The sequence below is a fragment of the Alkalibacterium pelagium genome (genome assembly GCF_900109325.1).
GTDB lineage: Bacteria > Bacillota > Bacilli > Lactobacillales > Carnobacteriaceae_A > Alkalibacterium > Alkalibacterium pelagium.
The window spans coordinates 37179-60006 of sequence record NZ_FNZU01000004.1 but is presented as its reverse complement, the minus strand read 5'-3'; the positions used below and the strand labels follow the sequence as shown (position 1 = coordinate 60006).

General features: G+C 43.2%; 17 protein-coding genes and 1 pseudogene. 4 read left to right on the top strand and 14 right to left on the bottom strand.

Going from position 1 to position 22828, the window contains the following annotated elements:
* Window positions 1–33: 33 nt before the first annotated feature.
* The 6 genes from mnmE to BMX79_RS04370 all read right to left on the bottom strand — a co-directional run bounded on the left by mnmE (window position 34) and on the right by BMX79_RS04370 (window position 9085).
* Window positions 34–1422, bottom strand: a complete 1389-nt coding sequence (gene mnmE / locus BMX79_RS04395; RefSeq protein WP_091479579.1) for a tRNA uridine-5-carboxymethylaminomethyl(34) synthesis GTPase MnmE — start codon at window positions 1420–1422, stop codon at window positions 34–36.
* A 332-nt stretch (window positions 1423–1754) separates the two neighbouring features.
* Complete coding sequence (locus BMX79_RS04390; protein ID WP_091479576.1) at window positions 1755–2471, bottom strand: MIP/aquaporin family protein; 717 nt, start codon at window positions 2469–2471, stop codon at window positions 1755–1757.
* A complete protein-coding gene (gene glpO / locus BMX79_RS04385) occupies window positions 2472–4307 on the bottom strand; it encodes a type 1 glycerol-3-phosphate oxidase (protein WP_091479574.1) in 1836 nt (611 codons plus the stop codon). It abuts the gene before it with no gap.
* A 23-nt stretch (window positions 4308–4330) separates the two neighbouring features.
* Entirely contained in the window at window positions 4331–5836 is a 1506-nt protein-coding gene (gene glpK, locus BMX79_RS04380) for a glycerol kinase GlpK (RefSeq protein WP_091479572.1), read from the bottom strand.
* 455 nt (window positions 5837–6291) lie between these two features.
* On the bottom strand, window positions 6292–7761 hold the full coding sequence (locus BMX79_RS04375) for an AcpB/EbpR/MafR family transcriptional regulator (protein WP_091479569.1): 1470 nt from the start codon (window positions 7759–7761) through the stop codon (window positions 6292–6294).
* Window positions 7751–9085 (bottom strand): FAD-dependent oxidoreductase, encoded by a 1335-nt coding sequence (locus BMX79_RS04370; protein WP_091479567.1) that lies wholly within the window; start codon window positions 9083–9085, stop codon window positions 7751–7753. Before BMX79_RS04370 ends, BMX79_RS04375 begins: the two co-directional genes overlap by 11 nt.
* Before the next feature lie 226 nt (window positions 9086–9311).
* Here BMX79_RS04370 and aac(6') point away from each other — a divergent pair, with 226 nt between their 5' ends.
* Window positions 9312–9752 carry an aminoglycoside 6'-N-acetyltransferase gene (aac(6'), locus tag BMX79_RS04365; protein WP_091479565.1) on the top strand — a complete coding sequence of 147 codons (441 nt, stop codon included), beginning with the start codon at window positions 9312–9314 and terminating at the stop codon, window positions 9750–9752.
* Window positions 9753–9939: 187 nt separating this feature from the next.
* Window positions 9940–10260, top strand: a pseudogene (locus BMX79_RS12845) (polysaccharide deacetylase family protein); the annotation flags it as partial.
* A 459-nt stretch (window positions 10261–10719) separates the two neighbouring features.
* Here the strand turns inward: BMX79_RS12845 and BMX79_RS12670 are convergent.
* Window positions 10720–11856, bottom strand: coding sequence for a M50 family metallopeptidase (locus BMX79_RS12670; RefSeq protein WP_246117628.1), 1137 nt, complete (start codon window positions 11854–11856; stop codon window positions 10720–10722).
* Window positions 11857–11999: 143 nt separating this feature from the next.
* On the opposite strand from BMX79_RS12670, the gene treR reads away from it, so the two are divergent.
* Window positions 12000–12725: a trehalose operon repressor gene (gene treR, locus BMX79_RS04355; RefSeq protein WP_091479563.1), complete on the top strand. Its 726-nt coding sequence runs from the start codon at window positions 12000–12002 to the stop codon at window positions 12723–12725.
* 156 nt (window positions 12726–12881) lie between these two features.
* Here the strand turns inward: treR and treC are convergent, their stop codons facing one another.
* The 7 genes from treC to rpmH form a co-directional block, all read right to left on the bottom strand.
* Window positions 12882–14534: an alpha,alpha-phosphotrehalase gene (treC, locus tag BMX79_RS04350; RefSeq protein ID WP_091479561.1), complete on the bottom strand. Its 1653-nt coding sequence runs from the start codon at window positions 14532–14534 to the stop codon at window positions 12882–12884.
* Between the two features lie 175 nt (window positions 14535–14709).
* Entirely contained in the window at window positions 14710–16167 is a 1458-nt protein-coding gene (treP, locus tag BMX79_RS04345) for a PTS system trehalose-specific EIIBC component (RefSeq protein ID WP_091479558.1), read from the bottom strand.
* Window positions 16168–16444: 277 nt separating this feature from the next.
* A complete protein-coding gene (locus BMX79_RS04340; protein ID WP_091479556.1) occupies window positions 16445–17722 on the bottom strand; it encodes a bifunctional folylpolyglutamate synthase/dihydrofolate synthase in 1278 nt (425 codons plus the stop codon).
* 686 nt (window positions 17723–18408) lie between these two features.
* On the bottom strand, window positions 18409–19320 hold the full coding sequence (jag, locus tag BMX79_RS04335) for an RNA-binding cell elongation regulator Jag/EloR (RefSeq protein ID WP_091479554.1): 912 nt from the start codon (window positions 19318–19320) through the stop codon (window positions 18409–18411).
* A 74-nt stretch (window positions 19321–19394) separates the two neighbouring features.
* A complete protein-coding gene (locus BMX79_RS04330) occupies window positions 19395–20195 on the bottom strand; it encodes a YidC/Oxa1 family membrane protein insertase (RefSeq protein WP_371862059.1) in 801 nt (266 codons plus the stop codon).
* 135 nt (window positions 20196–20330) lie between these two features.
* Window positions 20331–20675: a ribonuclease P protein component gene (gene rnpA, locus BMX79_RS04325; RefSeq protein WP_091479552.1), complete on the bottom strand. Its 345-nt coding sequence runs from the start codon at window positions 20673–20675 to the stop codon at window positions 20331–20333.
* Between the two features lie 99 nt (window positions 20676–20774).
* Window positions 20775–20915: a 50S ribosomal protein L34 gene (rpmH, locus tag BMX79_RS04320; RefSeq protein ID WP_034298896.1), complete on the bottom strand. Its 141-nt coding sequence runs from the start codon at window positions 20913–20915 to the stop codon at window positions 20775–20777.
* Window positions 20916–21485: 570 nt separating this feature from the next.
* On the opposite strand from rpmH, the gene dnaA reads away from it, so the two are divergent.
* Window positions 21486–22820 (top strand): chromosomal replication initiator protein DnaA, encoded by a 1335-nt coding sequence (gene dnaA, locus BMX79_RS04315; RefSeq protein WP_091266733.1) that lies wholly within the window; start codon window positions 21486–21488, stop codon window positions 22818–22820.
* Window positions 22821–22828 lie beyond the last annotated feature (8 nt).

Genomic DNA, 22828 nt, shown 5'->3' with positions numbered 1-22828 from the left:
AGTCTTTTATTCCATATTCAATTTAGTTGATCGTTATTTCCCTAAACAGAACTGGCTGAAAAGCTGAGTGATCAGCTCGTCCTGTACGCTGTCTCCAGTGATCTCACCGAGCAGATCCCAGGCACGCGTCATATCGATTTGTACCAGATCGACCGGCATCCCGGTTTCAATACCTTCTATAACATCATCAAATGCTTCGATCGTATCATTCAAGAGAGCAATATGGCGAATATTCGATACATATGTTGCATCCTTCTCACCGGTGTTTCCGGCAAAGAAGAGATCCGCTATCTTGCCTTCCAGCTCGGTCAGTCCTGCCTGCGTCACTATGGACGTGTAGACGATACTGGACGGATCGACCAGCGTTTTCAGTTCATTCAGATCCAGCTTATTCTCAAGATCCATTTTATTTAAAATAATAATTCGGTGGTGCCCTTCAGTGGCTTCAAGCAGCAGCTTGTCTTCTGGCGTCAGTGGTTCGCTCTGGTTGAACACCAGCAAAACGAGATCCGCATCGCTCAATGCTTTACGGCTTCGCTCCACACCGATGCGCTCAACAATATCTTCTGTTTCGCGAATACCGGCTGTATCAATCAAGCGTAGTGGCACCCCTTTGACACTGACATATTCTTCTATGACGTCTCGTGTCGTTCCGGCGATTTCAGTTACGATCGCCTTCTCTTCTTTGAGCAAGACATTCAACAGACTTGATTTACCGACGTTAGGTCGCCCGATGATCGCGGTAGCCAATCCTTCTCTCAATATCTTTCCCTGACTCGCTGTTTCCAGTAGAGATTCAACCTGCGCTTTGACCTGTGCTGCTTTCTCGACCAGCAGCTTGGAAGTCATTTCTTCTACATCATCGTATTCAGGGTAGTCGATATTGACCTCCACCTGAGCTAATGTATTAAGAATTTCCTGCCTCAAGTTTCTGATCAGTCGGGACAAGTTTCCGTCCAGCTGAGTGACGGCCATATGCATAGCCTTGTCAGTCTTGGCACGGATGACATCCATAACGGCCTCCGCCTGAGACAAGTCAATTCGGCCATTCAAGAAGGCCCGTTTAGTGAATTCTCCCGGCTCTGCCAGTCGCGCTCCATTGCTCAATACGGTTTCCAGTACCTTATTGACGGAGACGATACCCCCATGCGTATTTATTTCAACAACATCTTCTCTTGTATAGGTCTTGGGTGCCCGCATGATCGACACCATGACTTCATCAATTGGTTCAGCTGTTTTAGGATTGACGACTCGGCCGTAATGAATCGTATGCGACGCCTGTTCCTTCAGATTCTTGCTGCCAAGCTGATAGATCCTGTCTGCAACCTCCAGTGCTTCATCTCCACTGATTCGGACGATCCCGATCCCGCCTTCTCCAGGTGGGGTAGAAATTGCCGCAATCGTATCAAATTCTATAGCCATACTATCTATCCTTCCCACTCTTTATTCACAAAAAAAAGCGCCTGATCCACTCCAATTCAGCATAGACTGCTGCCCTGGGCGGAAAAGCACTTTCACTGCTTAACCTTGATTCGTTCTTTTAATTGTTTCGACATGTTAAATCATATAAGGTATGACGCCATTTGTCAACTTTTCTACTTATTTTTTATTAGTATTTGTGACGTTTTTTTTACATAGCACCTAGTCAATACATGCTCTGATCTCATTCTCTCCTTAAACAGAAATAAAACGCCTGACATCGACAACTCGATCGCTGTCCCGTCAGGCGTGTAGCATTTATTCAGTGTCTCAGATTATACGATGACCAGATACAGCAATGCCGCTGCTACTGCGCCGAGCATTGGTGCAACAATTGGCACCCAGGCATATTCCCACTTAGAATCTCCCTTGTTTGCCAGTGGGAGAATCTGGTGAGCGATTCTAGGGCCCAGATCACGTGCCGGGTTGATCGCATATCCGGTCGATCCACCTAAAGATAGTCCAATTGACAGGATCAGCACCCCAACGACTAGTGGGTTCAGTCCTTCTGTAAAGACATTCTGTCCAAAAGCCAGTAAAGCGAATACCAGAACAAATGTGCCAATGGCCTCAGATAAGACGTTAGCTGTGTTGTCTCTAATTGCTGCTCCTGTTGCAAATGTGCTTAGAATGGCATCTTCATCCGTAGTTTCTTTATAGTGAGCCAGATATGTCAGCCAGACCAGTACTGATCCCAGGATTGCTCCAGCTACTTGAGCCAGAATGAATGGAATAACCATTCCCCATGCCAAGTCTCCAGTTATTGCAAATCCAAGTGTCACGGCAGGATTCAAATGAGCTGGACCCATGAAACCTGCAATGTAGACACCTAGTGTTACCGCAGCTCCCCAGCCCAGTGTAACGGCAACCCATCCGGCGCCTTCGGCTTTACTTTTATTCAAATTGACTGCGGCTACTACACCATTACCTAATAAAATCAGAAACATTGTTCCTAAAAATTCACTGAAAAGTGTTAATGTTTGTCCTGTCATTTAATCCACGTCTCCCTTTAATGGTTTCAAATCAGACTCAGCAACTGCTTTTTCAAGCTCTGCCGTGTACTGTTGTCTTGCTTCATCTGACCAGTCATTATAGCGAGCCATCTCAGAAATGACGGGTTCGATTATGCTATCCAAGGTGTCACGCATGAACAGCATGTGATTTGTTCGACGGATCAGGAAATCGCTCGGGGTCAAGGCCATTTCTTCACGCATGGCGTAATGCAGACTGAGCGTATCTGCGAGAGTCAGTCCCTCTACCTGCTCCACTTCTTCAAGTAGATCGTAGACAGCCGGAGTGTTTGACCCATACAGATTAGCCAAATATCTTGCTTCAGATTCAGTCAGTCCTTTTTCTACACCAGACTGAGCCAGAGCTTCCGTCTCCTCGTCGACTTTAGCTGGATCGATGTCTCCACCGGAAACTGGATAATGAGCCGAATCAATCAGCTCGTAAGTCAGATCGAAGTCTCTTTCCAGCACACCAATTGTTGCTTTAACTGCTCCAAGAGCCATTTTACGGTAATCAGTTATTTTCCCGCCGGCTACGGTGATCAGTCCATCTTCATCTATTTCAAGCGAGCTGCCGCGTGAAAGGGTGGAAGGATTCGTGTCTGATTCCGCATTGGCTGTTTTGATATTTTTCAGTACATCCGCCACTTCATAGCGTTCAGCATGTCCCTGCTGATACTGCTCCACGATGGACAGTACATCATCAAAACTTTCGTCCGTAATGAGCTGATTACTCTGCCCATTATAGTCAGACCCGCCATTTGTCGCGATCAATGGACGCAAGCCGGCCCAGCTGGACTCGATATCGTTCAACGTAATATCTGCTGACGGGTACCTTGTATTGATGATATCCAGCAGGTAATCCACGTCTTCCTGCTCCACAGTAGGATTTGAAAGGTCGCCTTTATAGTCAGTATCAGTCGTCCCGAAATACGTTTTTTCTTCGCGAGGAATCACGAAGACCATTCTGCCGTCCTGTTTTCCTGTATCGAAATACGTCGGCTGGGGAACGAACAGTTTCTTATTGTCTACGACCAGATGAACCCCTTTTGTCGGACGCATCTGAGGTGCCGTATCGATCTTGTCGTCCATCTGACGAATCGTGTCCGACCATGGGCCGGTCGTATTCATGACAACACGGGCATTGATTCTGATCGTTTCCCCTGTCAGTAAGTCTTCTACTTCTGCTCCAGAAGCTCGGCCGTTGTCATCATGTAAGATTCCAACCACTTTCATGCGACTGACCATGTGTCCGCCGTCTTCAGCTGCCCGCTTGATATTCTCTATTACTAGACGAGCATCATTGTTCCGGTAATCCAGATAGACCCCGGCACCTAAAAGACCTTCACTGTTCAGCTGCGGTTCGCGTTCCAGAACTTCTTCTTTTGTCAGTGTATAGTTCGCATAATCAGTTCCTGTTACACCAGCCAGCTGGTCATACAGATCCATCGCAACTTTAAGAGAGAACATGGAAAACGTTGAATCCGGCTCATCATAAACGGGTAAGATCATCGGGTCCGCTTTTGGAATATGAGGAGCGATGCCCTGCACCACGGCCCGTTCCTGAACCGTGTCAGCTACGACTTCCACATCAAAGTTCTTCAAGTAACGCAGACCGCCGTGAACGAGTTTAGTTGAGCGCGAAGACGTCCCTTCTGCAAAATCCTGCATCTCAACCAGGCCTGTTTTCAGACCCGAAGCACTGGCCTGCAGAGCAGCCCCAGCACCCGTGATCCCGCCACCAATGATCAGTACATCCAATGTTTCTTCTTTTAATACGTTTATATCCTGTTTTCTTCTTTCAAGAGAGAAAACCATACTATTTTCCTCCTATGCTAGTCTTACTCTTCCGGTTTGAAGACTTGTGTCGCTTTAACTGCCAGTTTCCAGTTCTTGTACAGCTTCTGACGTTCTTCTTCAGGCATCTGCGGTTCGAACGTGCCACCTTCTTCATACATGCTCTTGATTTCGTCCATGCTTTCCCAGTAGCCGACAGCCAGACCCGCAAGATAAGCGGCTCCAAGTGCGGTCGTTTCCAGATTGTGCGCCCGCTGCACTTTAGTTCCAAGGATATCTGCCTGGAACTGCAGCAGCCAGTCATTATTCGCTGCCCCACCGTCCACTTTAAGTAGTGGAATGTCGATTCCCGCGTCTTTATTCATCGTGTCAATAACATCACGGGCCTGATAAGCAATAGACTGAAGCGTCGCTTTTACGAAATCTTCTTTAGTCGTCCCTCGTGTCAAGCCGAAGACAGATCCTCGAGCATCTGAATCCCAATAGGGTGCGCCCAGACCAGTAAAGGCTGGAACGACAAATACTTCGTTGTCATTTTTAGATTTCTTAGCTAATGCTTCCGAATCTGACGAATTCTCGATCATTTTCAGTCCGTCACGCAGCCACTGAACAGATGAACCAGCTACGAAGATACTTCCTTCCAGAGCATAATAGATCTTGCCATTGATCCCGTACCCTATCGTTGTCAGCAGATTATTTTCTGACAACTGTGGTTCTTCACCTGTGTTCATGACAATGAATGAACCTGTGCCATATGTGTTTTTGACCATACCCGGCTCAAAGGCCATCTGACCGAATAATGCTGCCTGCTGGTCTCCTGCCATGCCCGAAATAGGTGTGTTTGAGCCATAAAAGTGATAATTCGCTGTGTTTCCGTAAATCTCCGAGTTTGATCTGACTTCCGGCATCATGGCACGTGGAATATTCAATAAGTCCAGGATTTCCTGATCCCATTCCAGTTTGTGAATGTTATACAGCATCGTCCGGCTGGCATTTGAGTAATCTGTCACGAACGATTCTCCACCGGTCAGCTTCCATACCAGCCAAGTGTCGACTGTTCCAAACAGTAATTCGCCATTTTCAGCTCGTTCCTGAGCTCCTTCCACATGGTCAAGAATCCAGCGGATCTTCGTTGCTGAGAAGTAAGAGTCAATGATCAGACCCGTTTTTTCGTGAATCATTTCTGAATGACCAGCCTCGTAAAGTTTTGCAGCGATAGGCGCTGACTGACGAGACTGCCAGACAACAGCGTTATAAATCGGCTGTCCTGTCTCTTTGTCCCAGACGATTGTTGTTTCACGCTGGTTAGTAATCCCGATTCCTGCGATTTCCTGAGGTTTGACACCGGATTCAATAAATGCGCCGGCAATGACAGACTGGACTGAATTCCAGATTTCATTAGGATTATGTTCTACCCAACCGCTTTCAGGAAAAATTTGAGTAAACTCTTTTTGAGAGCTTCCGATCGTGTTTAACTGTTTATCATAAATAATTGCTCGTGAACTCGTTGTTCCTTGATCTATGGACATAATATACTGATTATCTGACATGGGTTTATTCCTCCTGTTTTATCACCGGTTTTTAGCAACCGTTTTCTTTACGTTTTTATTGTAACCGTTTTTCTTTCGTTAAAAATGTCAGCTTTTTTTGAATTTTCGAATTTTTTGAAAGTTTTTCGCCTGGAGCATAGTAACTGAAGCCTACTAAACCTTATTACCACAAAGCATAATAATACCTTCACGTTCCGCTCAGCTTCGATAAGAAAATAATTTAGTATCATCTAGTTTCAGTTTATTCAATGAATCGCCAAATTATATGTAGTTGTGATGAAATATCATTATAACTGTCCTAACAGAAGGTGAGCTCATTCTAAGTGAATAAAACTACTGCTACACAATACTCATATTGTAGAAACCTCAGAACATTAACCCCCTCCTCGGTCTATTAGACTTATACTATCCTCTTCAATAAAAAAACAAGCGACAGCACGATGCTGCCACTTACTTTATTTATTCAGCTCCTGAATGATTCTTTGTATATTCACCATGTCAAATGAAGAAAGAATTTCTGAAAGTATATATATCCTGGCATCATCATAATTCGCCTGGTCTTTCGGTTCTTCATTGGTCAGTACGAGATCATAGATTTTTGTAGGGTCATAGTGCTCTACCCGGACCCCTTTGATCGGCTTTAATTTAAGTATGAGCAGCTCTCCAAGAGTCTCTTTATACAAGCCGTCCATTTTCAGATCAATTCCCACCTGTATGACACTGGCCATTTTAAAGGTGATGAGAACGAGAAGACTGATGTACTTCAGCAGCTCCATCTTCAAAAGACTGTTATTTTCGCCCGTCTTATCTGCGAGGGTTTTGGTACTAGTTTTCAGAAGTGTGCGTGCAAACGACACAACATTCGTTCCAACGATCTGCTTTTCCTTCGCAATAATTCCTTCATATTCGTAGATTTCAATATCACCTTGAAAAAAGTATAGTCGGGTATGGATATGAGTGAGATGGTAGGACATGTCCCGTTCAAGCATATAAGGTAATCTGCGGTACTTAAAATGATTGATGATCGTTTCCGCTATTAGTGTGTCCATTGAAGCGATAGGTGCATGGCGGTCCCGAAGCAATCTGTATTCGTGGAAATCCGGTTCTGTGAGAACAGGAAATGCCAGTAGAAAAGCAAAATGAATCATGGACTCAACTTCATCTACTTCAATAGAATACCGACTGAAATAACGCAGCACAAAGACTTGGATTTTATGGAAAAAGGGGTCTTTTCTGTACGCCTTCATCTGTGTTCTCAAACGTTTGGCCTGCTTGTCGATGATTGATACACGTGCATTGCTGATGATCAGCCAGATTGTCAGACGCTCTCTGTTTTCAGGAGTAATCGTTACATTTAGGAACTTTTCCATTGCGTCGATCATCTGAGTCAGCCGGTCATTAGGATGTTCAGCAAGAAAAGTCACTTTATTTTCTATATAGCAATAGAACTGAAAATAAAAATACCGGATCTGAAGCTCTTCACCTTGCATCTGTCCGTTACGTATTTTAATGCCGAACTCTTTAAGATGGCTGTTCAGTTCTTTAATTTTACGGAACAATGAACTCTCGCTGATTGCCAGTTTCTGGGTCAACTGTGTAATCGAGAACTCCTGATGCTTGAAAAGAAAAGTAATAATTTGAAGCTTGATAGACTGATCCAGATAGAGTCGGTAAATCTGCTGGAGCGACAGATCATCACTCATGCTGAGTCCAATCGTCTGTCCGTCATACTGAAGCTGGACCTTCTGATCAAAACCTTCAATTCTAACAGCAATGGATGACAAGTCGTTTTCAAGAGACGCTTTCGATACCCCCAAATGATTCAGCATCTTTCCATAAGACAACGTACCGCCATTCAGCACGAGCTGATTGAAGATGGTGATTTCTCTTACTTCGTTTTTCTCAAGAAAGTGTTCAATTTTCATCTTCGTCCGCCCTCTCATCCATCCAGGCTATCAGGTTTGTGGTGGCAGTCATCTGAGAATAAGCTGGATTAAAGAAGTAATCGGTCTGCTGCAGATCTTCTAAGGTCTGCTTCGACTGAATAGCCAGCGCCAGCACATTTATTTTTTCAAGTATATTGGCATCTGATATCATTTGAGCGCCCAGCAGCTCATGTGTTTTGGCATCATATACATATTTCAGAGTCACGGTATCAGAATCAGCCAGACTGGTCAGACGCACCTCCTGCCTGTGAGACTCAACAGTCCGGTCAGTAAACAAACTCTCGGCTTCGGTCATACCTGTGCTGGCTATATACTTGCCGAAGACACGGGTACCAATCGTACGCAGCGAACCTTTAAAAGTTCGGGATGGCTCAATCAGATTGGCTGCTGCCACAATACCTGTCCGAACAGCATTATTGATCAATGGAACATAGACTCTGTCTTCTCCAGGTCCTGACAATTGAATGCAGTCACCCACGGCAAAGACATCTTCGACTGATGTTCTTAAATAGCGGTCGACAGCAATTGTCTGATCGGTATGCTGCTTGATGGTCTCATCCAAAAAAGGCAGATGCGGTCTGACATTCACTCCCATGATAACCGCATCACTGGTGACAGATCCTTCGCCAAGGCAGACAGTCACTTTCTGGTCTGATTCCATCTCTACGGAAGAGACCGTCTGTCTCATTCTCAGATCAACGCCCTTTTCAGTCATATTCTTCTCGATCGGCTTGATCATATCCTCGTCCAGATACTTGAATAGAACATAATCCATACTTTCTACCAGAGTCACTTGTTTCTCCATTGTGGTCAGTAGATCTGCAGCCTCCACCCCAACTTGTCCTCCACCGATAATCGTAATATGCTCACTTTCCTCAACTTTAATCAAAGCCGCCTGAGCCTCATCGTAACGCTTGTATTTTAGTACACTCTCCTGGGCACTGCCGGTAATTTTCTCAGATAACTGTCTCGATCCCGCCGCTATGATCAGTTTGTCATAAGACAGCTGGTCTGATAAATCGTGCTGGTCATAAGTGATTATTTTTTGAGTCGTGTTGACCTTCTGTACAGTAGCATTTAGATGATACACGATTCCATGCTTATCCAGCTGGCCTTCTGTAACGAAACGGGCCTCATCCAAGTCACTAATTTTCTTATCCCAATATAAATGAAGACCGCTTGGTATGTATCCCAGGGTATCCTGCTTTTCAAGCAACAAAATTTCTGCATCCGGATGAATGTGACGAACTTCAAAAGCAGCAGCTACCCCAGCAAAAGATGCGCCTATAATGACTACTCTCATTTTTATCCTCCTCATCAGTCATTTTTGAATCAGTATAACATAAAGAAATGAATTTAAGATGCGCCTCCTAACTTTAAGCTTTATGCTTACTTAAGTATATATTTTGAGACTTTCTGTAATTCGTACTGGATTAAGGCTTTATTTGAAAGCGTTTGACCACAAATTGTGGTACACTATTTCTACAATCATTCATTTCTTTCATTACAGTTGAGCGGGAGGAATACTTATGCATAAAATTGTCAAAGCCAGAGACATACATATTGAAAACATTACTCAACTCGCTTTGCTGCTGTGGCCCAGCGAAGATTACGACGAACTTCAGCGGGAAATGACGAGGTATCAGGAGGATAGTACGGCTGAGCTGTTTGTCTGTGAAACTGATGACCAGGTTGTAGGCTTTGCACAAGTCCAGCTGAGATTCGACTACGTAGAAGGGACGAGAACCACTCCAGTAGGTTATCTTGAAGGCATATATGTCAAGGAGACTTACAGAAAAAGAGGTATTGCCAGAAAGCTGGTTGAGGTCTGTGAAGACTGGTCCCGTTTTATGAACGCAACCGAATTTGCCAGTGACGTGGCGCTCCACAACACTACCAGTGCAACCTTCCATGAGAAAATCGGTTTCAAGGAAGCCAACCGGATCATCTGCTACACTAAGACTATTTAAAGTGAATAAGCATCTGAAAATGGCGGAATATCCGTCATTTTTTTCGTTTAAATCCCCTGATTTTTAACTGTTTTTTGAGTGCTGACTGGTACTTTTTCTATGGTTTAGATTTATAATAAAGGTGAAAAATAAGGTCCTGCTCTCATGTGCCTGCTGTTCGCTTCTAACACTTAAACGTCTTTTGTGCATGAGGAAAGACGTGAGTGAAATGAGCACAAAAAGCATGCGATCACTAATCGCAAAAGTCGTTTGTCTGTTTTTAGGGGTAATCATCAGTTTGACCTTTGCTGTTCCAGTATCAGCCGCTCCAGCTCAGACAGTGACCAGAGGATCCACCACAGAGAAAGTCGTTGCGCTGACTTTTGATGATGGATCTGATGGGACAAATATCAATCGGATTTTACAGACTCTATCCAACCACAATGTCAAAGCCACCTTCTTCCTGACAGGAACCGGTATGAATAATCATCCTCAATCCATCCGCAACATCGTCAATCAAGGCCATGATATCGGAAACCGCGTCATATCACGTATTACACAAGGCGCTATTATCCTGATGCATACAGGCGCCGGCGATTCCGGTACTCCAGCTGCACTGCCAACGATCATTACCCGTCTGAAATCTCAAGGATACCGTTTTGTGACCCGCTCTCAACTGATGAATCTTCCAGCATTCGGTAGCCAGACCTATACTGTCAGATCCGGCGATACCCTCTATTCCATCGCTCGCAGATACAATACCACTGTCGCTCATCTGGCATCAGTTAATAATCTGTCCAATCCTAACCTCATTCGTGTGGGCAAGTCCTGGCAATTAGATAACTTCAGTATCTTTTTCCAGAAACAGACTAGTTGCACGCATTTTATCAATAAAAAGGAAACGACCTTCTACAAGACAATGTCGCAGAAGGTTCGTTTCCTTTTTTATCTTTTTATCCCTTGCAGGAACGTTCAGTTTTATCGTTCCTCAATTATTATGTGTTCCAAATGCCATAACTGTTTCAATATGATCCAGAAGGTTAGTATTTACTCGTTTATCCGCATATGTAGGCAGTTTGTCCAGATGTTCCCTTGCCAGATCATACCACCGCTTTGCTTTAGTCCGGTCATTGTCTACAAAATAAGCAATCACACAGTTTACACGACAGACATCTGCCTGTTTCATTTTCAAGTGACTCTTCAAAAGCTTATCAGAAAGAATTCGCTCAATAAGCTCCGGCGTACCTGAATCTTCAATCAGCAGGCAGTACACATACTCTCGCAGGATCTCGATGCGGTAAGGCGGAATGATTTCACTTCTCTGGTCATACAAATCACTCAGGTTACTTTCAGCTCGCTTGAAATTTTTCTGCTCAAGGCTGGCATTGATTTCAATCAGCTTATTATAGACATTGAACTGCTCCGTTACCGGTTCATTAGGATTGAACGTCATCTGATCCTCGGCTACCTCAGAGTATGTCTTGTTATGACGGACAAACTCGCCATTCCATTTCAGCTGCTGAAAGAACTGATCCTGAGCCACTGAACTCCTGCCTAGTTTCCTCAGTATTTTTCCATCATTGAAGCTTAATGGAATGCCGTTCATAGTTGCAGACATCACACCGATAACAATAAAAATCATAATATACTCAGACGGGTATATTAAATAAAAAGCACCCGCAATCAGCGCGGTTATTCCATTTGCCAATACCCCACCAAGCAAGTAGAGCCGGTAAGGCCGTCTGTCATTATTCTCAGGCGGATGCATCAGACACTGACCCATCGTGCCACTCATCGTAAATGAAATGGTCTTGAACTGACCGTCTTCCTTTATCAACCCAAACCGACCGATTCTAAAAAGCATGAATGTGTACCCCGATAGTTTCCCGGCAAGCAGGTGACCCAATTCATGGATAATGACGTGTCCATAGACCAGCCCTCCGGCAATTACCATTACAATTCCGATCCGTATAAGCAGACGTCCCACATCGAGATTTCCTTCATCAGTCAAAGGCGTGCTTTCCATCCCAATCCGGTAACCGATAAATCCCACTCCGCCTAGCACGACGATGTAGACCAGTATGGCTCCCAGTTGCTTCAATCCTTGTTTTATGTGTGTTTTCATATGCTGCTCCTTTTAAAAATTCTTCAAAATTTAGCTAAAAATTATGAATAGTCTTCTAATCTTATAACTGTTGAGTTACTGTTCATTTTCTTTTAAACTTAAAGGGTCTGTACCGAATGATTATAGTAAAAGGAATGGAAAATATGAGCAGATTTCAGGATATATTTCTAGATATCGAATCCGATATATTAAACCAGCAGTACAAACCTGGTGAACTTCTACCGAGCGAAAACCAGTTGTCAAAAAAGTACAATGTTTCGCGTGAAACAATTAGAAAAGCCCTTAGCCTCTTGCTTGAAAGTGGTTACATACAAAAGAAACAGGGCAAGGGATCGATCGTGCTCGATGTCAAACGCTTCGATTTTCCGATATCCGGCCTGACCAGTTACAAAGAACTTCAGGATGCACAGAACATGTCCAGCGAAACGATTCTCGTTGAAAATAAGAAGATGACTATTCCGGAGCACATTGCAGATTTTCTGAAGGTTTCTCATGACACTGAAGTGCATTGTGTCATACGTGCCAGAAAAGTCGATGGAGAAGTCGTCATTTTAGATAAGGATTACTTGTTCACGTCAATCATCGAATCGATTCCGGATGACGAAGCCCGTCATTCACTTTATCACTACATTGAAAACAAATTAGGTCTCGTCATCGGTTTTGCTCGAAAAGAATTCATCGCTGAGCCGGCCACCCAGGAAGACCGTGAACTGATGACGCTTCATAATGATACGCATGTTGTCGTTACCCGTAGTGAAGTCCATCTGGAAGACGCTACATTGTTCCAGTATACTGAATCACGTCACCGACTGGACCGCTTCAGATTCGTCGAGTTTGCCAGAAGACGCGGGCCTGTTGCTTACGACTGATTAGTCTATTTAGAGCAACTATACTACACTTTATCCTTCAAATATAGTCCATATTCAACAGGTCATCAGCTTTACAGTTTTCCTGATAATAAAAAAAGCGGAAGTCTTCTTTGATGAATAGAAGGCTTCCGCTTTTTTCAGTTAAAGGAATTACTTTTATTTAAGAAGAAAAGCAGCCGTTTCGTATGGCCCCAGTTTAAACTCTTTATCCAGCTTTCTCTCACTGCAGTTTCCTATTAGGTACGAAGCATCCAAATTCAGCAGCTCATCCGGGATAGTGATCTTGTCGTCTTCTGCGTAAAAGTGGTTCAGCACCAGCAGCTTCTCGCCTTCGTATTCACGAACGTAAGCAAAAATACTTGGGTGTTCCAGCTCCAGTACGTCATAAGACCCTTCCGAAATGATCGGCATGTCCTTACGCAGACGGATCAACTTTTTGTAGTAGTCACGGATCGCCTGACTGACATCAGTGTTTTCTGTATTGATATCTTTATAATTGTCAGCCACCTTCAGCCATGGTTCAGCGTCCGAAAAGCCAGCGTTTTTTGAATCGTTCCACTGCATCGGTGTTCTGGAATTGTCACGTGATTTTTCTTTGATGATGGCCATGGCTTCATCATGAGAAATCCCGTCTTCCTGCATCTTCTTGTATGCATTGTGCGTTTCGATATCGACATACTCGTCCAAGTCCTCGTAGTTAGGATTGGTCATGCCGATCTCTTCACCCTGATAGATATACGGTGTCCCTCGAAGCAGATGAACAGTCTGTGCCAGCATTGTACTGGTTTCAACTGGATAATTCTCTACATCCCCAAAACGACTGTTGGCACGCGGCTGGTCATGGTTGTTCCAAAACAGTGCATTCCAGCCTCCTCCTTCAACCATGCCTTCCTGCCATTCATGCAGGATCTTTTTCAGTTCAATAAAGTCAAAAGGCATTATTGACCATTTCTCACCGTCTTTATAATCGACTTTCAGATGGTGGAAACTGAAGATCATGGACAATTCATTACGCTCAGGATTTGAATATTTCACACCGTTTTCTACAGTGGTCGAACTCATTTCTCCAACCGTCACAATATCCTCATACTTGCCGAATGTCTCCTTGTTCAGCTCCTGTATATAATCATGAACGATCGGTGTATCTGTGTAATGGGACTTGCCGACACCGTCTTCAGCATCTTCAAGAATTTCATCTTTTCCGATTACATTAATGACATCGAAGCGGAAGCCTTTGACCCCTTTTTCCAGCCAGAAGTTGACGACTTTATACAGTTCTTCTCTGACTTCAGGGTTACGCCAGTTCAGGTCAGCTTGGGTCACATCGTACAGGTGAAGGTAGTACTTGTCTGTATCACCAAATTTGGACCAGGCTTTCCCTCCAAACTTGGACTCCCAGTTCGTCGGCAGGCTGCCGTCTTCCTGCAGTTCTCTTAAAATATAATAATCCTGATATTTCTTGTCTCCAGCTAACGCTTTCTGGAACCACTCATGCTCAGTTGACGTATGGTTCAATACCATATCGAGCATCAGGTCGATGCCGTACGATTTAGCTTCCGAAATCAATCCATCGAAGTCGTCCCATGTCCCGAATATTGGGTCTATGGAAGTATAATCGGCCACGTCGTATCCATTGTCGTTTTGAGGAGATTTATAGAACGGGTTCAGCCAGAGCATGTCTATGCCCAGATCCGCTAAATAAGGCAGTTTCTCCTTTATTCCGTTCAGGTCTCCTATGCCGTTGCTGCTGGTATCTTTAAACGATTTAGGGTACGCCTGGTAAATGACTTTATCATGAAATGTACTCATATCTTTCGTCCTTTCTGATTTAATTCTTAACATAGGAAAAAGGGCATTCCGTCAGATGTTCTTTTTCCAGTTTTATCGACCAGAATCAAAGAATCTCAGGAAATACCCTTCCTCCATAGAGTAATGACACTTTAAGTTTATTCAATTATGTGAAGCCAAACAATTGATACGCCTCTTAGTTACCCAGTTTTGGAACTGGCAGGTGATCATTTTCCCATTTAGTCAGGATATTGTTTTTCTCAAATACAATAACCAGGACGATAGGAACAACAATTGCAATTGCCATAGCCAGCAGGAATCCTAGCCAGTAATCAGGAATGATTGAAAGAATTCCTGGTAGTCCACCAACACCGATGTTGAATGACGCCACATTTAGTGCAACGGAAGTCATACCAGCGAAGGCAGAACCGATCATTCCTGCAACAAATGGATAAACATATTTGATGTTGATACCGAACAGAGCCGGTTCTGTTACACCAAGATAAGCCGATATCATCGCTGGGATAGAGATCTGCTGTTCTTTCTCATTCCCGCGGTGCAGCCAGATTATACCTAATACTGCAGAACCTTGTGCAATATTTGATAGTGCAATCATTGGCCATAAAATGGTCTGATCGAAATCTGCAACCAACTGAAGATCGATCGCATTGGTCATGTGGTGCAGTCCAGTAATTACTAGCGGTGCATACAATCCACCAAAGATAAATCCGAAGACCCAGTTGAATGTACCTGTCAGTCCCCATTGAACGACCTGAGATAGCCAGATGCCCAACTGCCATCCAATCGGTCCGATAACTGCATGAGCGATAAATACTGTTGGTATTAAAGCGAATAATGGAACAAAAATCATTGAGATGGCTTCAGGTATGAACTTTCTCAACCATTTTTCAAGATAGACAAGCAGGAACCCTGCCATCATGGCAGGAATAACTTGAGCCTGATAGCCGATCATATCCAGCTGGAAGAAACCGAAGTTCCACTGGTTGACATCACCTGCTAAAATTTCTTCAACACCATAAGCATTCAGCAGCTGTGGTGATACTAACGTGATCCCGAGGACGATACCCAGAATTTGTGTGGTTCCCATTTTACGAGTGACACTCCATGTGATACCGACCGGCAGGAAGTGGAAAATCGCTTCACCCGGCAGCCAGAGGAAGGCATTGACTCCGCTCCAGAATTGAGATGTTTCGACAATTGTCTGTCCACCTAAAAATCCGAATTCTACTGCTTCCAATACGTTTCTGAAACCTAAGATCAAACCACCGATAATAATTGCTGGAATTAATGGGGTGAAAATTTCTGCCAGAGCTGCCATTAAACGCTGCAGGCTGTTCATGTTTTTCTTACCTGCGCTCTTCACGTCATCTTTCGACACACCCTCAAGACCTGAAATGGCTGAGAACTCGTTGTAAAAATCTGCTACTCTGTTCCCGATAATAACCTGGAACTGACCTGCCTGCGTGAAAGTTCCTTTAACAGACGGGATATCTTCAATTCTATCCTTATCTGCTTCTGAGGGATCATCCAGGACAAATCGCATTCGTGTAGCACAGTGCGTGACTGCATTGACGTTTTCTTTACCGCCTATCGCATCCAGCAGCTCTTGTGCATCTTGCTTAAAATCTGCCACTTTTATTTCCTCCTTTGTCTTAACTTGTATATACAAGTTGTTTGCATTTTTACTATACTTTACTGAAATAAAAAATGCAAGCGTTTCATTTTACTTTTTTTATATTTTCACATCCCTCTCCTTTCTCTAATTTCAAGCTCATTCAATCCTTATAGTTATTTTACCACTGAACCATTCTCCTCTAATAATAAAAGCCCTTACCCGTTTTCAATACTTAATAAAAAAACAGACCCGTCATTTGGCCTGTTTCTCCTCTTCATACATTCATTTTTTACTTTCACTTTTTCCAAAGCCGTCTCATATCTCCTATCAGATAAAGAGAGCCGAACACAATCACTTTGCGGTTGAGGTAGGACTGACTTTTCAATTCAACAATCAGCTCATCTACAGATTTAAAAGCTTGAGACTCCTGTCCTTGAGCATCCAGCCAGTCAGCTGTACCTTCTGCATCAAATCCTCTGTAAGGATCCGGGGAAACGGTCAGGATTTTTTCAGAAAATGGCAGTATCTGTTCGATCATATCCTCATAAGCCTTGTCTTTCATCATACCCACCACAAAAATTAGTTGTTCATCAGGAAAAAGGTAGCTGATATTCTCTCTTAATGCCGCTACTCCCTCTGGATTATGAGCGCCGTCGATCAGAATAGTCGGATGCTCGCTGATTTTTTCCATACGTCCGGGCCAGGCAGCCAGCTCCAGCCCTTTTCTTATATGATCGGATGTAATTACAAAACCTCTCTGTTCAAGTACCTGAGCGGCTTCGACAGCCAATGCCGCATTTGTGATCTGGTGTCTCCCTAGTAGATGGATTATAAGTCCGTCCATCTCTTTATACGAGAACGAGCTGTACGTATCGGTCATACTGACAGAAGATATATGATTCGGAGTGACTCTGATCATGTCAGCCTGTACATTCTCTGCTTTCCTGCTGATGACTGCATCCACTTCTTCAGACATTTCCGGGAAGATGACTAAACCGTTCTCTTTAATGATCCCGGATTTTTCTGCTGTAATCTGTTCGATTGTGTCTCCCAGAACTTTCATATGATCATACCCAATCGATGTGATAATAGAAGCCTCTGATGTATTCACCACGTTTGTTGCATCCAGTCTTCCTCCGATTCCGGTTTCCAGAATGACAAGATCACACCTGCTGACGGCAAAATGCAGCAGAGCTACCGCAGTCAGAATTTCAAATGAATAAAGACGTTCGCCCGTTTCTTCTTCCACTTGAGCAACGAAAGGAGCCACAGTTTCGGTCGCTTCAATGAATTCTTCGTCAGTAATCATCTGCCCCGAAACTTTTATGCGTTCATTTATAGATTCCAGATGCGGAGAGGTATAAACGCCTGCCTTGATCCCCGCCTGACTGAGTATCGATGACAAAAAGGCGCTAACTGATCCTTTTCCATTTGTGCCGGCAATATGAACGACCCGCAGTCTGTCTTGTGGGTCCCCCAGTTTATTCATCAACAGACGCATTCTATTAAGATTTTCTTTCTGGCCTGTTCCTCTATTCGTATTGACCAGCTCGATCACTTCAGTCATATTCATTCTTTTTTCCTCCTGCTGCTTCAGTTGGTATTCTACTATATTTATATAATAAATCTGTCTTTTTATTGAAAGCGTAAGTTTGCCAGTTGCAATTCGGACAACATTCCCCTATACTTACAGTAAGATTTCAACATAACCTCATCCTTATCACTCAAATCTCACCGTATATCAGCACTCTAACGTGTTGGTCTCACAACCATTTCTGATTCGATAGATCTTGCCTTCATCATTTTATTCTTTTCACCCATCAATTTCAATCTACCCAATACAGTCTTTTCTTATCCCACTGTTTTCTTCGTATGTATCTATTTCTTTTCATCTTTGATTTCCTACTACTTTTGTCTACCCTTTTTTCATACCCTAACACCGACTGTTTTTACATCTGCCTATCTGTTTTCCTATTAATAAAATCCTCTAAGTATACATGACTCTCACAGCACTTAGCGCCTTTTTTCAGAATGGATAGACGTGCTTCTCGCCTCTTATTCTAATTTTTATACCCCATGCAAGGATTTAATTATTTCAATCATTTATTTCCCGCGCCGACCAGACTCATTACCAGATTCCTGTTTTCTATTTTACCTTGGCTGAAGTCAGAGACTTTTCCCCTGACTCTAGTGCTCTTACTTACGACATAGTGAAGAACGAGCCTGCGTTTGGGACCGCAGGCTCGTTTGTTTTGTCTATTAAATTTTGAACTGATTATCCTTTGAAGGTTCGACCACTAAGTAACGGTGCGGCTCTTTCCCTTCTGAATGCGTCTGTACACCTTTATGCTGGTTGAGGTAACGGTGGATCTGTTTTCTCTCATGTGCCGGCATAGGCTCCAGAATGACTGGACGGTTTGTCTTCTTGACTTTTTCAGCTGTACGGTAAGCCAGCTGTTCGACAGTTTTCTGACGACGGTCACGATAGTTCTCAGCATCGACTTTAGCAAACAACTTATTGTCCGCTTCCTGATGAAGCTGAATCTGCGCAAGTGTCTGTAAGCTGTTGAGCACTTTTCCGTGTCGCCCGATGATCAGACCGGCATCTTCTGTATCAATGATGTACTGGACGCGACGATCTGTTCTGTTGATGGTAACAGATACATCTTCGACACCCATTTTATCTGCGATACGTTTAATGTAATCAGCTACGCTTTGAATAGCTGCTTCGTCTGTTTCATTCAGTTCGATGATTTTCTTTTCTTCCGGCTCAGGTTTTTCCGGTGTGTCTTCTACTTTTTCTTCTTCATCTGCACGTGCTGGATGAGTCGTATCAGTTTCTTCAACACCTTCTTCGACCTGATCAGTCGGCTCTTCTACTGAACTGACTTTATCATCTGGTTCAGCTGCTTCTTTAATTTCTGGCTCGATCGTAGATGGCTCTTTTTCCCCAAGCAGGATTTCTTTAGAGACGAGATCTTCCACCGGATTCTTTGCATTTTTTCTTTTGACAACGACCACTGCATCTTTCTGTCCAATACCTAAGAAGCCCTTTTTTGATTCCTGTGAAATAGTAATATCCGCATTATCTCGCTTGATGCCTAATGCTTTAAGTCCTTTTTCAATCGCTTCTTCAGTGGTTGACGCTTGTGCTGTGTATTTATCTTTCATAAACGCTAGCCTCCATTCACAATCTCTGTTTCTCCTTTATTTTAACAAATTCGAAACAATAAGTCAGAAGATTTTTATTTTTTCACATTGCGCCCGTACTTTTGAGCTCTTTTAATTGCACGTTTTCTCTGACGTTCAGCTTCTCTTTCCTGAGCTTCCTTGTCCGCGCGCTCTTTTCTTATTTTAAACGGATTTTGGAATAATAGTGTCTGAAGCATCGAAAAACCATTAGATACAGTGAAGTAAAGCGCCAGAGCACTTGATAGACGGAAGGTAATAAAGACGATAAACAACGGCATAACGTAAGTCATCACTTTGTTTCCTTCAGTCACACGTCCCATACTCATCAATACTGAATGTCCAAGCGTAAATACCCCTGCCAGTATAGGTAAGATGAAATACGGATCGGGTTCACCCAAGTTGACCCATAAGAAGTCGCCTGTAGCCAGGATAGGCGTACGGTTAACTGCCTGGTAAAGAGCAATAAATACCGGCATCTGAATCAGCATCGGCAGACATCCCATGTACGGGTTTACTCCTGCTTCGCTATAAAGGCGCTGCTGCTCTTCTTTAAATTTTTCCTGAGTCTCTGCATCTCGTGCAGAATACTTTTCTTTCAGTTCTTCCATTTGAGGACTAATATCGTTCATCTGCTGCATATTTTTTTGCTGAAAATGCGTGAACGGTATCAGCATTGCACGAATGATGACCGTGACAATAATGATCCCTACTCCATAATTCTCACCGAAGAGATTCGATACCCAGATAATGGCACGGGCGAAGTTATAAATAATGACACCTTCCCAGATCCCCGTACTCTCTGCAGAAACTGGATCCGTTCCACAAGCAGATAAAAATACAACTAAAGCAAGCATGCTGACTGCCAGGAGCAATCGCTTACGTTTTCTCAAAAAATTCAATCATTTTCCCTCTCTTCTTCTACTATTAACTTAAATCTTTTATTTGACTCTATTTTAGAAGTCGACACACGTCACCATCACTGCACGGTACTAAACAAGTAAACCCGCTTTCTTCATAACATGCAGCAGGCTTTTTTTCATTTCATTAAATGTCATCTGCCTGGTCGGCTGTCTTGCGATCACTACAAAGTCGACATCTGGTCTGATCAGTTCATCATGATCCATTTCAATAAGCACATGCCTGATTTTTCTTTTGATCTCATTTCTTTTGACCGCATTTCCAAGTTTTTTCCCTACGGAAAGTCCTACACGAAAATGAGACTGGTTTTCTTTGTTTAAAGAGTAAACAACAAACTGCCTGTTCGCCATGGATTCACCCTGATGAAAGACCTTCTGAAAATCTGCTTCCTTTTTTACTCGATAAGCTTTCTTCATTCCTGTCCCATCTTTCTAAGCTAAGCATTGATTAAATAAAAAAAAGGCAACGTGCTCTCACTATAGCTATCAGTAAGAAGCTCCCGTCGCCTGTCGTCATTAAGCTGAAATTCTTTTTCTTCCCTTACGACGTCTGTTTTTTAATACTCTACGTCCGTTTTTTGTACTCATACGTTTACGGAATCCATGTACTTTTTGACGCTTACGTTTTTTGGGTTGGTATGTTAGTCCTTGTGCCATTGAGAAACACCTCCTGAATCTTTCCTTTGTCCTCTGACTTATCAATAAGCATAAAGTTAGTGACTGCATTAATATCTAGACAGACTATGTTATTTTAGAAAACATTTGACCATTTGTCAAGCATTTCTGAGTAATTGCTTCTTTATATAAGAAATAACGATTAGACTGATCCCCACATTTATGTCACAAATTCAGATTTTCGCCAGTTATTTATGCAGAATACTTGTCCACACCCTCTTGATACAAGTCATCCACAAAAAAGTAACGCACATCACTTTCAACATGTTTTCCACAGTTTCACAGCGTGTTTACAAGAGTCATGCACAGCCATTTAAAGATTGTGCATAACTCTCATTAAAGCTGGTATATCAGTCTTAATTATGTAATAGTTATCCACATCCCCTGTAAAAAAGTATACATCTATTTTCACTTACTCACAACCAGATCTGCCCTGTGGATATCTTTTTGTACATCCTGAGGAAAGATTATCAACAATTAAAACCTATTGTGGAAAACTTAAATCATACGTGATAAAATGTAAAAAGCATCTTATCGGCGAGGAGGAAAAAAATGGACGATTTACAGTCAACATGGAGTTATCTACAGGAAAAATTTAAAGAAACTTTGTCAAAAGTCAGTTACGACACTTGGATCCACAGTGCCAACCTCGTCCGGATAACAAATAATTCAGTCACTATCGAAGTGCCTTCGACATTACATAAGGAGTATTGGAAGAATAATCTCTCGACTAGAGTCGTAGAATATCTTTATGAGTTTCTGGGACGTGAAATTTCTCCTTTATTTGTCACAGCAGAGGAGCAGGCTGCCCATGAAGAACAGGAAGACACGCAGACTGTTCAGGCTTTCGAAACTCAGCCCGTTTCAAGTACATTGAACAGCAAATATACATTTGATACATTTGTCATCGGAAAGGGCAATCAGATGGCCCATGCCGCTGCCTTAGTCGTTGCTGAAGAACCTGGTACGATCTATAATCCGCTGTTCTTTTATGGAGGCGTTGGATTGGGAAAGACACACCTGATGCATGCGATCGGTCACCAGTACCTTCAGATCAACCCTAACGCAAAAATCAAATATGTATCGAGTGAAAATTTTGCCAATGATTTTATCAATTCGATCCAGAACAGAACCCAGGAAAAATTCCGCCAGCAGTACCGGAATGTAGACTTACTATTAGTCGATGATATTCAGTTCTTTGCTGACAAGGAAGGGACTCAAGAAGAGTTTTTCCATACTTTCAATGCCCTGTATGACGACCGGAAACAGATCGTACTGACAAGTGACCGGCTGCCTAACGAAATTCCTAAACTTCAGGAACGTCTGGTATCTCGCTTCGCATGGGGATTATCCGTAGACATTACTCCGCCAGATCTGGAAACCCGTATCGCGATTTTACGTAAGAAAGCTAACGCAGAAGGTCTGGAAATACCTAACGATACCTTAAGCTATATTGCCGGGCAGATCGATTCGAATATCAGAGAGCTTGAAGGTGCTCTTGTTCGCGTACAGGCTTATTCCGCAATCCAGCGCAATGACATTACGACCAGCCTGGCTGCCGATGCACTGAAAAGCATGGTCAAGAATGATTCCAAGCAGAATGTATCGATTGCTTCCATTCAGCAGAAGGTCTGCAAGTACTATCAGATTTCTCTCGCTGACCTGAAAGGGAAAAAACGGGTCAGACAGATCGTTTTGCCTAGACAGATCGCTATGTATCTTTCACGAGAGCTTACCAGCACATCTCTTCCTAAAATTGGAAAAGAATTCGGCGGAAAAGATCATACTACTGTCATTCATGCCCATGAAAAGATTAAGAAAGCTCTTAATGAAGAAAATGACAGCGAATTGAGAGACCAGATCGAAGAAATAAAAAAAAGTCTCTGATCGCACTT

Coding starts and splice junctions, on each gene's coding strand:
- BMX79_RS04370 (WP_091479567.1), bottom strand. CDS start 9,085: ATGAGAGTAGTCATTATAGGCGCATCTTTTGCTGGGGTAGCTGCTGCT.
- BMX79_RS04375 (WP_091479569.1), bottom strand. CDS start 7,761: ATGAAAATTGAACACTTTCTTGAGAAAAACGAAGTAAGAGAAATCACC.
- mnmE (WP_091479579.1), bottom strand. CDS start 1,422: ATGGCTATAGAATTTGATACGATTGCGGCAATTTCTACCCCACCTGGA.
- dnaA (WP_091266733.1), top strand. CDS start 21,486: ATGGACGATTTACAGTCAACATGGAGTTATCTACAGGAAAAATTTAAA.
- treC (WP_091479561.1), bottom strand. CDS start 14,534: ATGAGTACATTTCATGATAAAGTCATTTACCAGGCGTACCCTAAATCG.
- jag (WP_091479554.1), bottom strand. CDS start 19,320: ATGAAAGATAAATACACAGCACAAGCGTCAACCACTGAAGAAGCGATT.
- glpO (WP_091479574.1), bottom strand. CDS start 4,307: ATGGTTTTCTCTCTTGAAAGAAGAAAACAGGATATAAACGTATTAAAA.
- glpK (WP_091479572.1), bottom strand. CDS start 5,836: ATGTCAGATAATCAGTATATTATGTCCATAGATCAAGGAACAACGAGT.
- BMX79_RS12670 (WP_246117628.1), bottom strand. CDS start 11,856: ATGAAAACACACATAAAACAAGGATTGAAGCAACTGGGAGCCATACTG.
- BMX79_RS04330 (WP_371862059.1), bottom strand. CDS start 20,195: ATGCTTGCTTTAGTTGTATTTTTATCTGCTTGTGGAACGGATCCAGTT.
- rpmH (WP_034298896.1), bottom strand. CDS start 20,915: ATGGCACAAGGACTAACATACCAACCCAAAAAACGTAAGCGTCAAAAA.
- rnpA (WP_091479552.1), bottom strand. CDS start 20,675: ATGAAGAAAGCTTATCGAGTAAAAAAGGAAGCAGATTTTCAGAAGGTC.
- BMX79_RS04340 (WP_091479556.1), bottom strand. CDS start 17,722: ATGAATATGACTGAAGTGATCGAGCTGGTCAATACGAATAGAGGAACA.
- BMX79_RS04390 (WP_091479576.1), bottom strand. CDS start 2,471: ATGACAGGACAAACATTAACACTTTTCAGTGAATTTTTAGGAACAATG.
- treR (WP_091479563.1), top strand. CDS start 12,000: ATGAGCAGATTTCAGGATATATTTCTAGATATCGAATCCGATATATTA.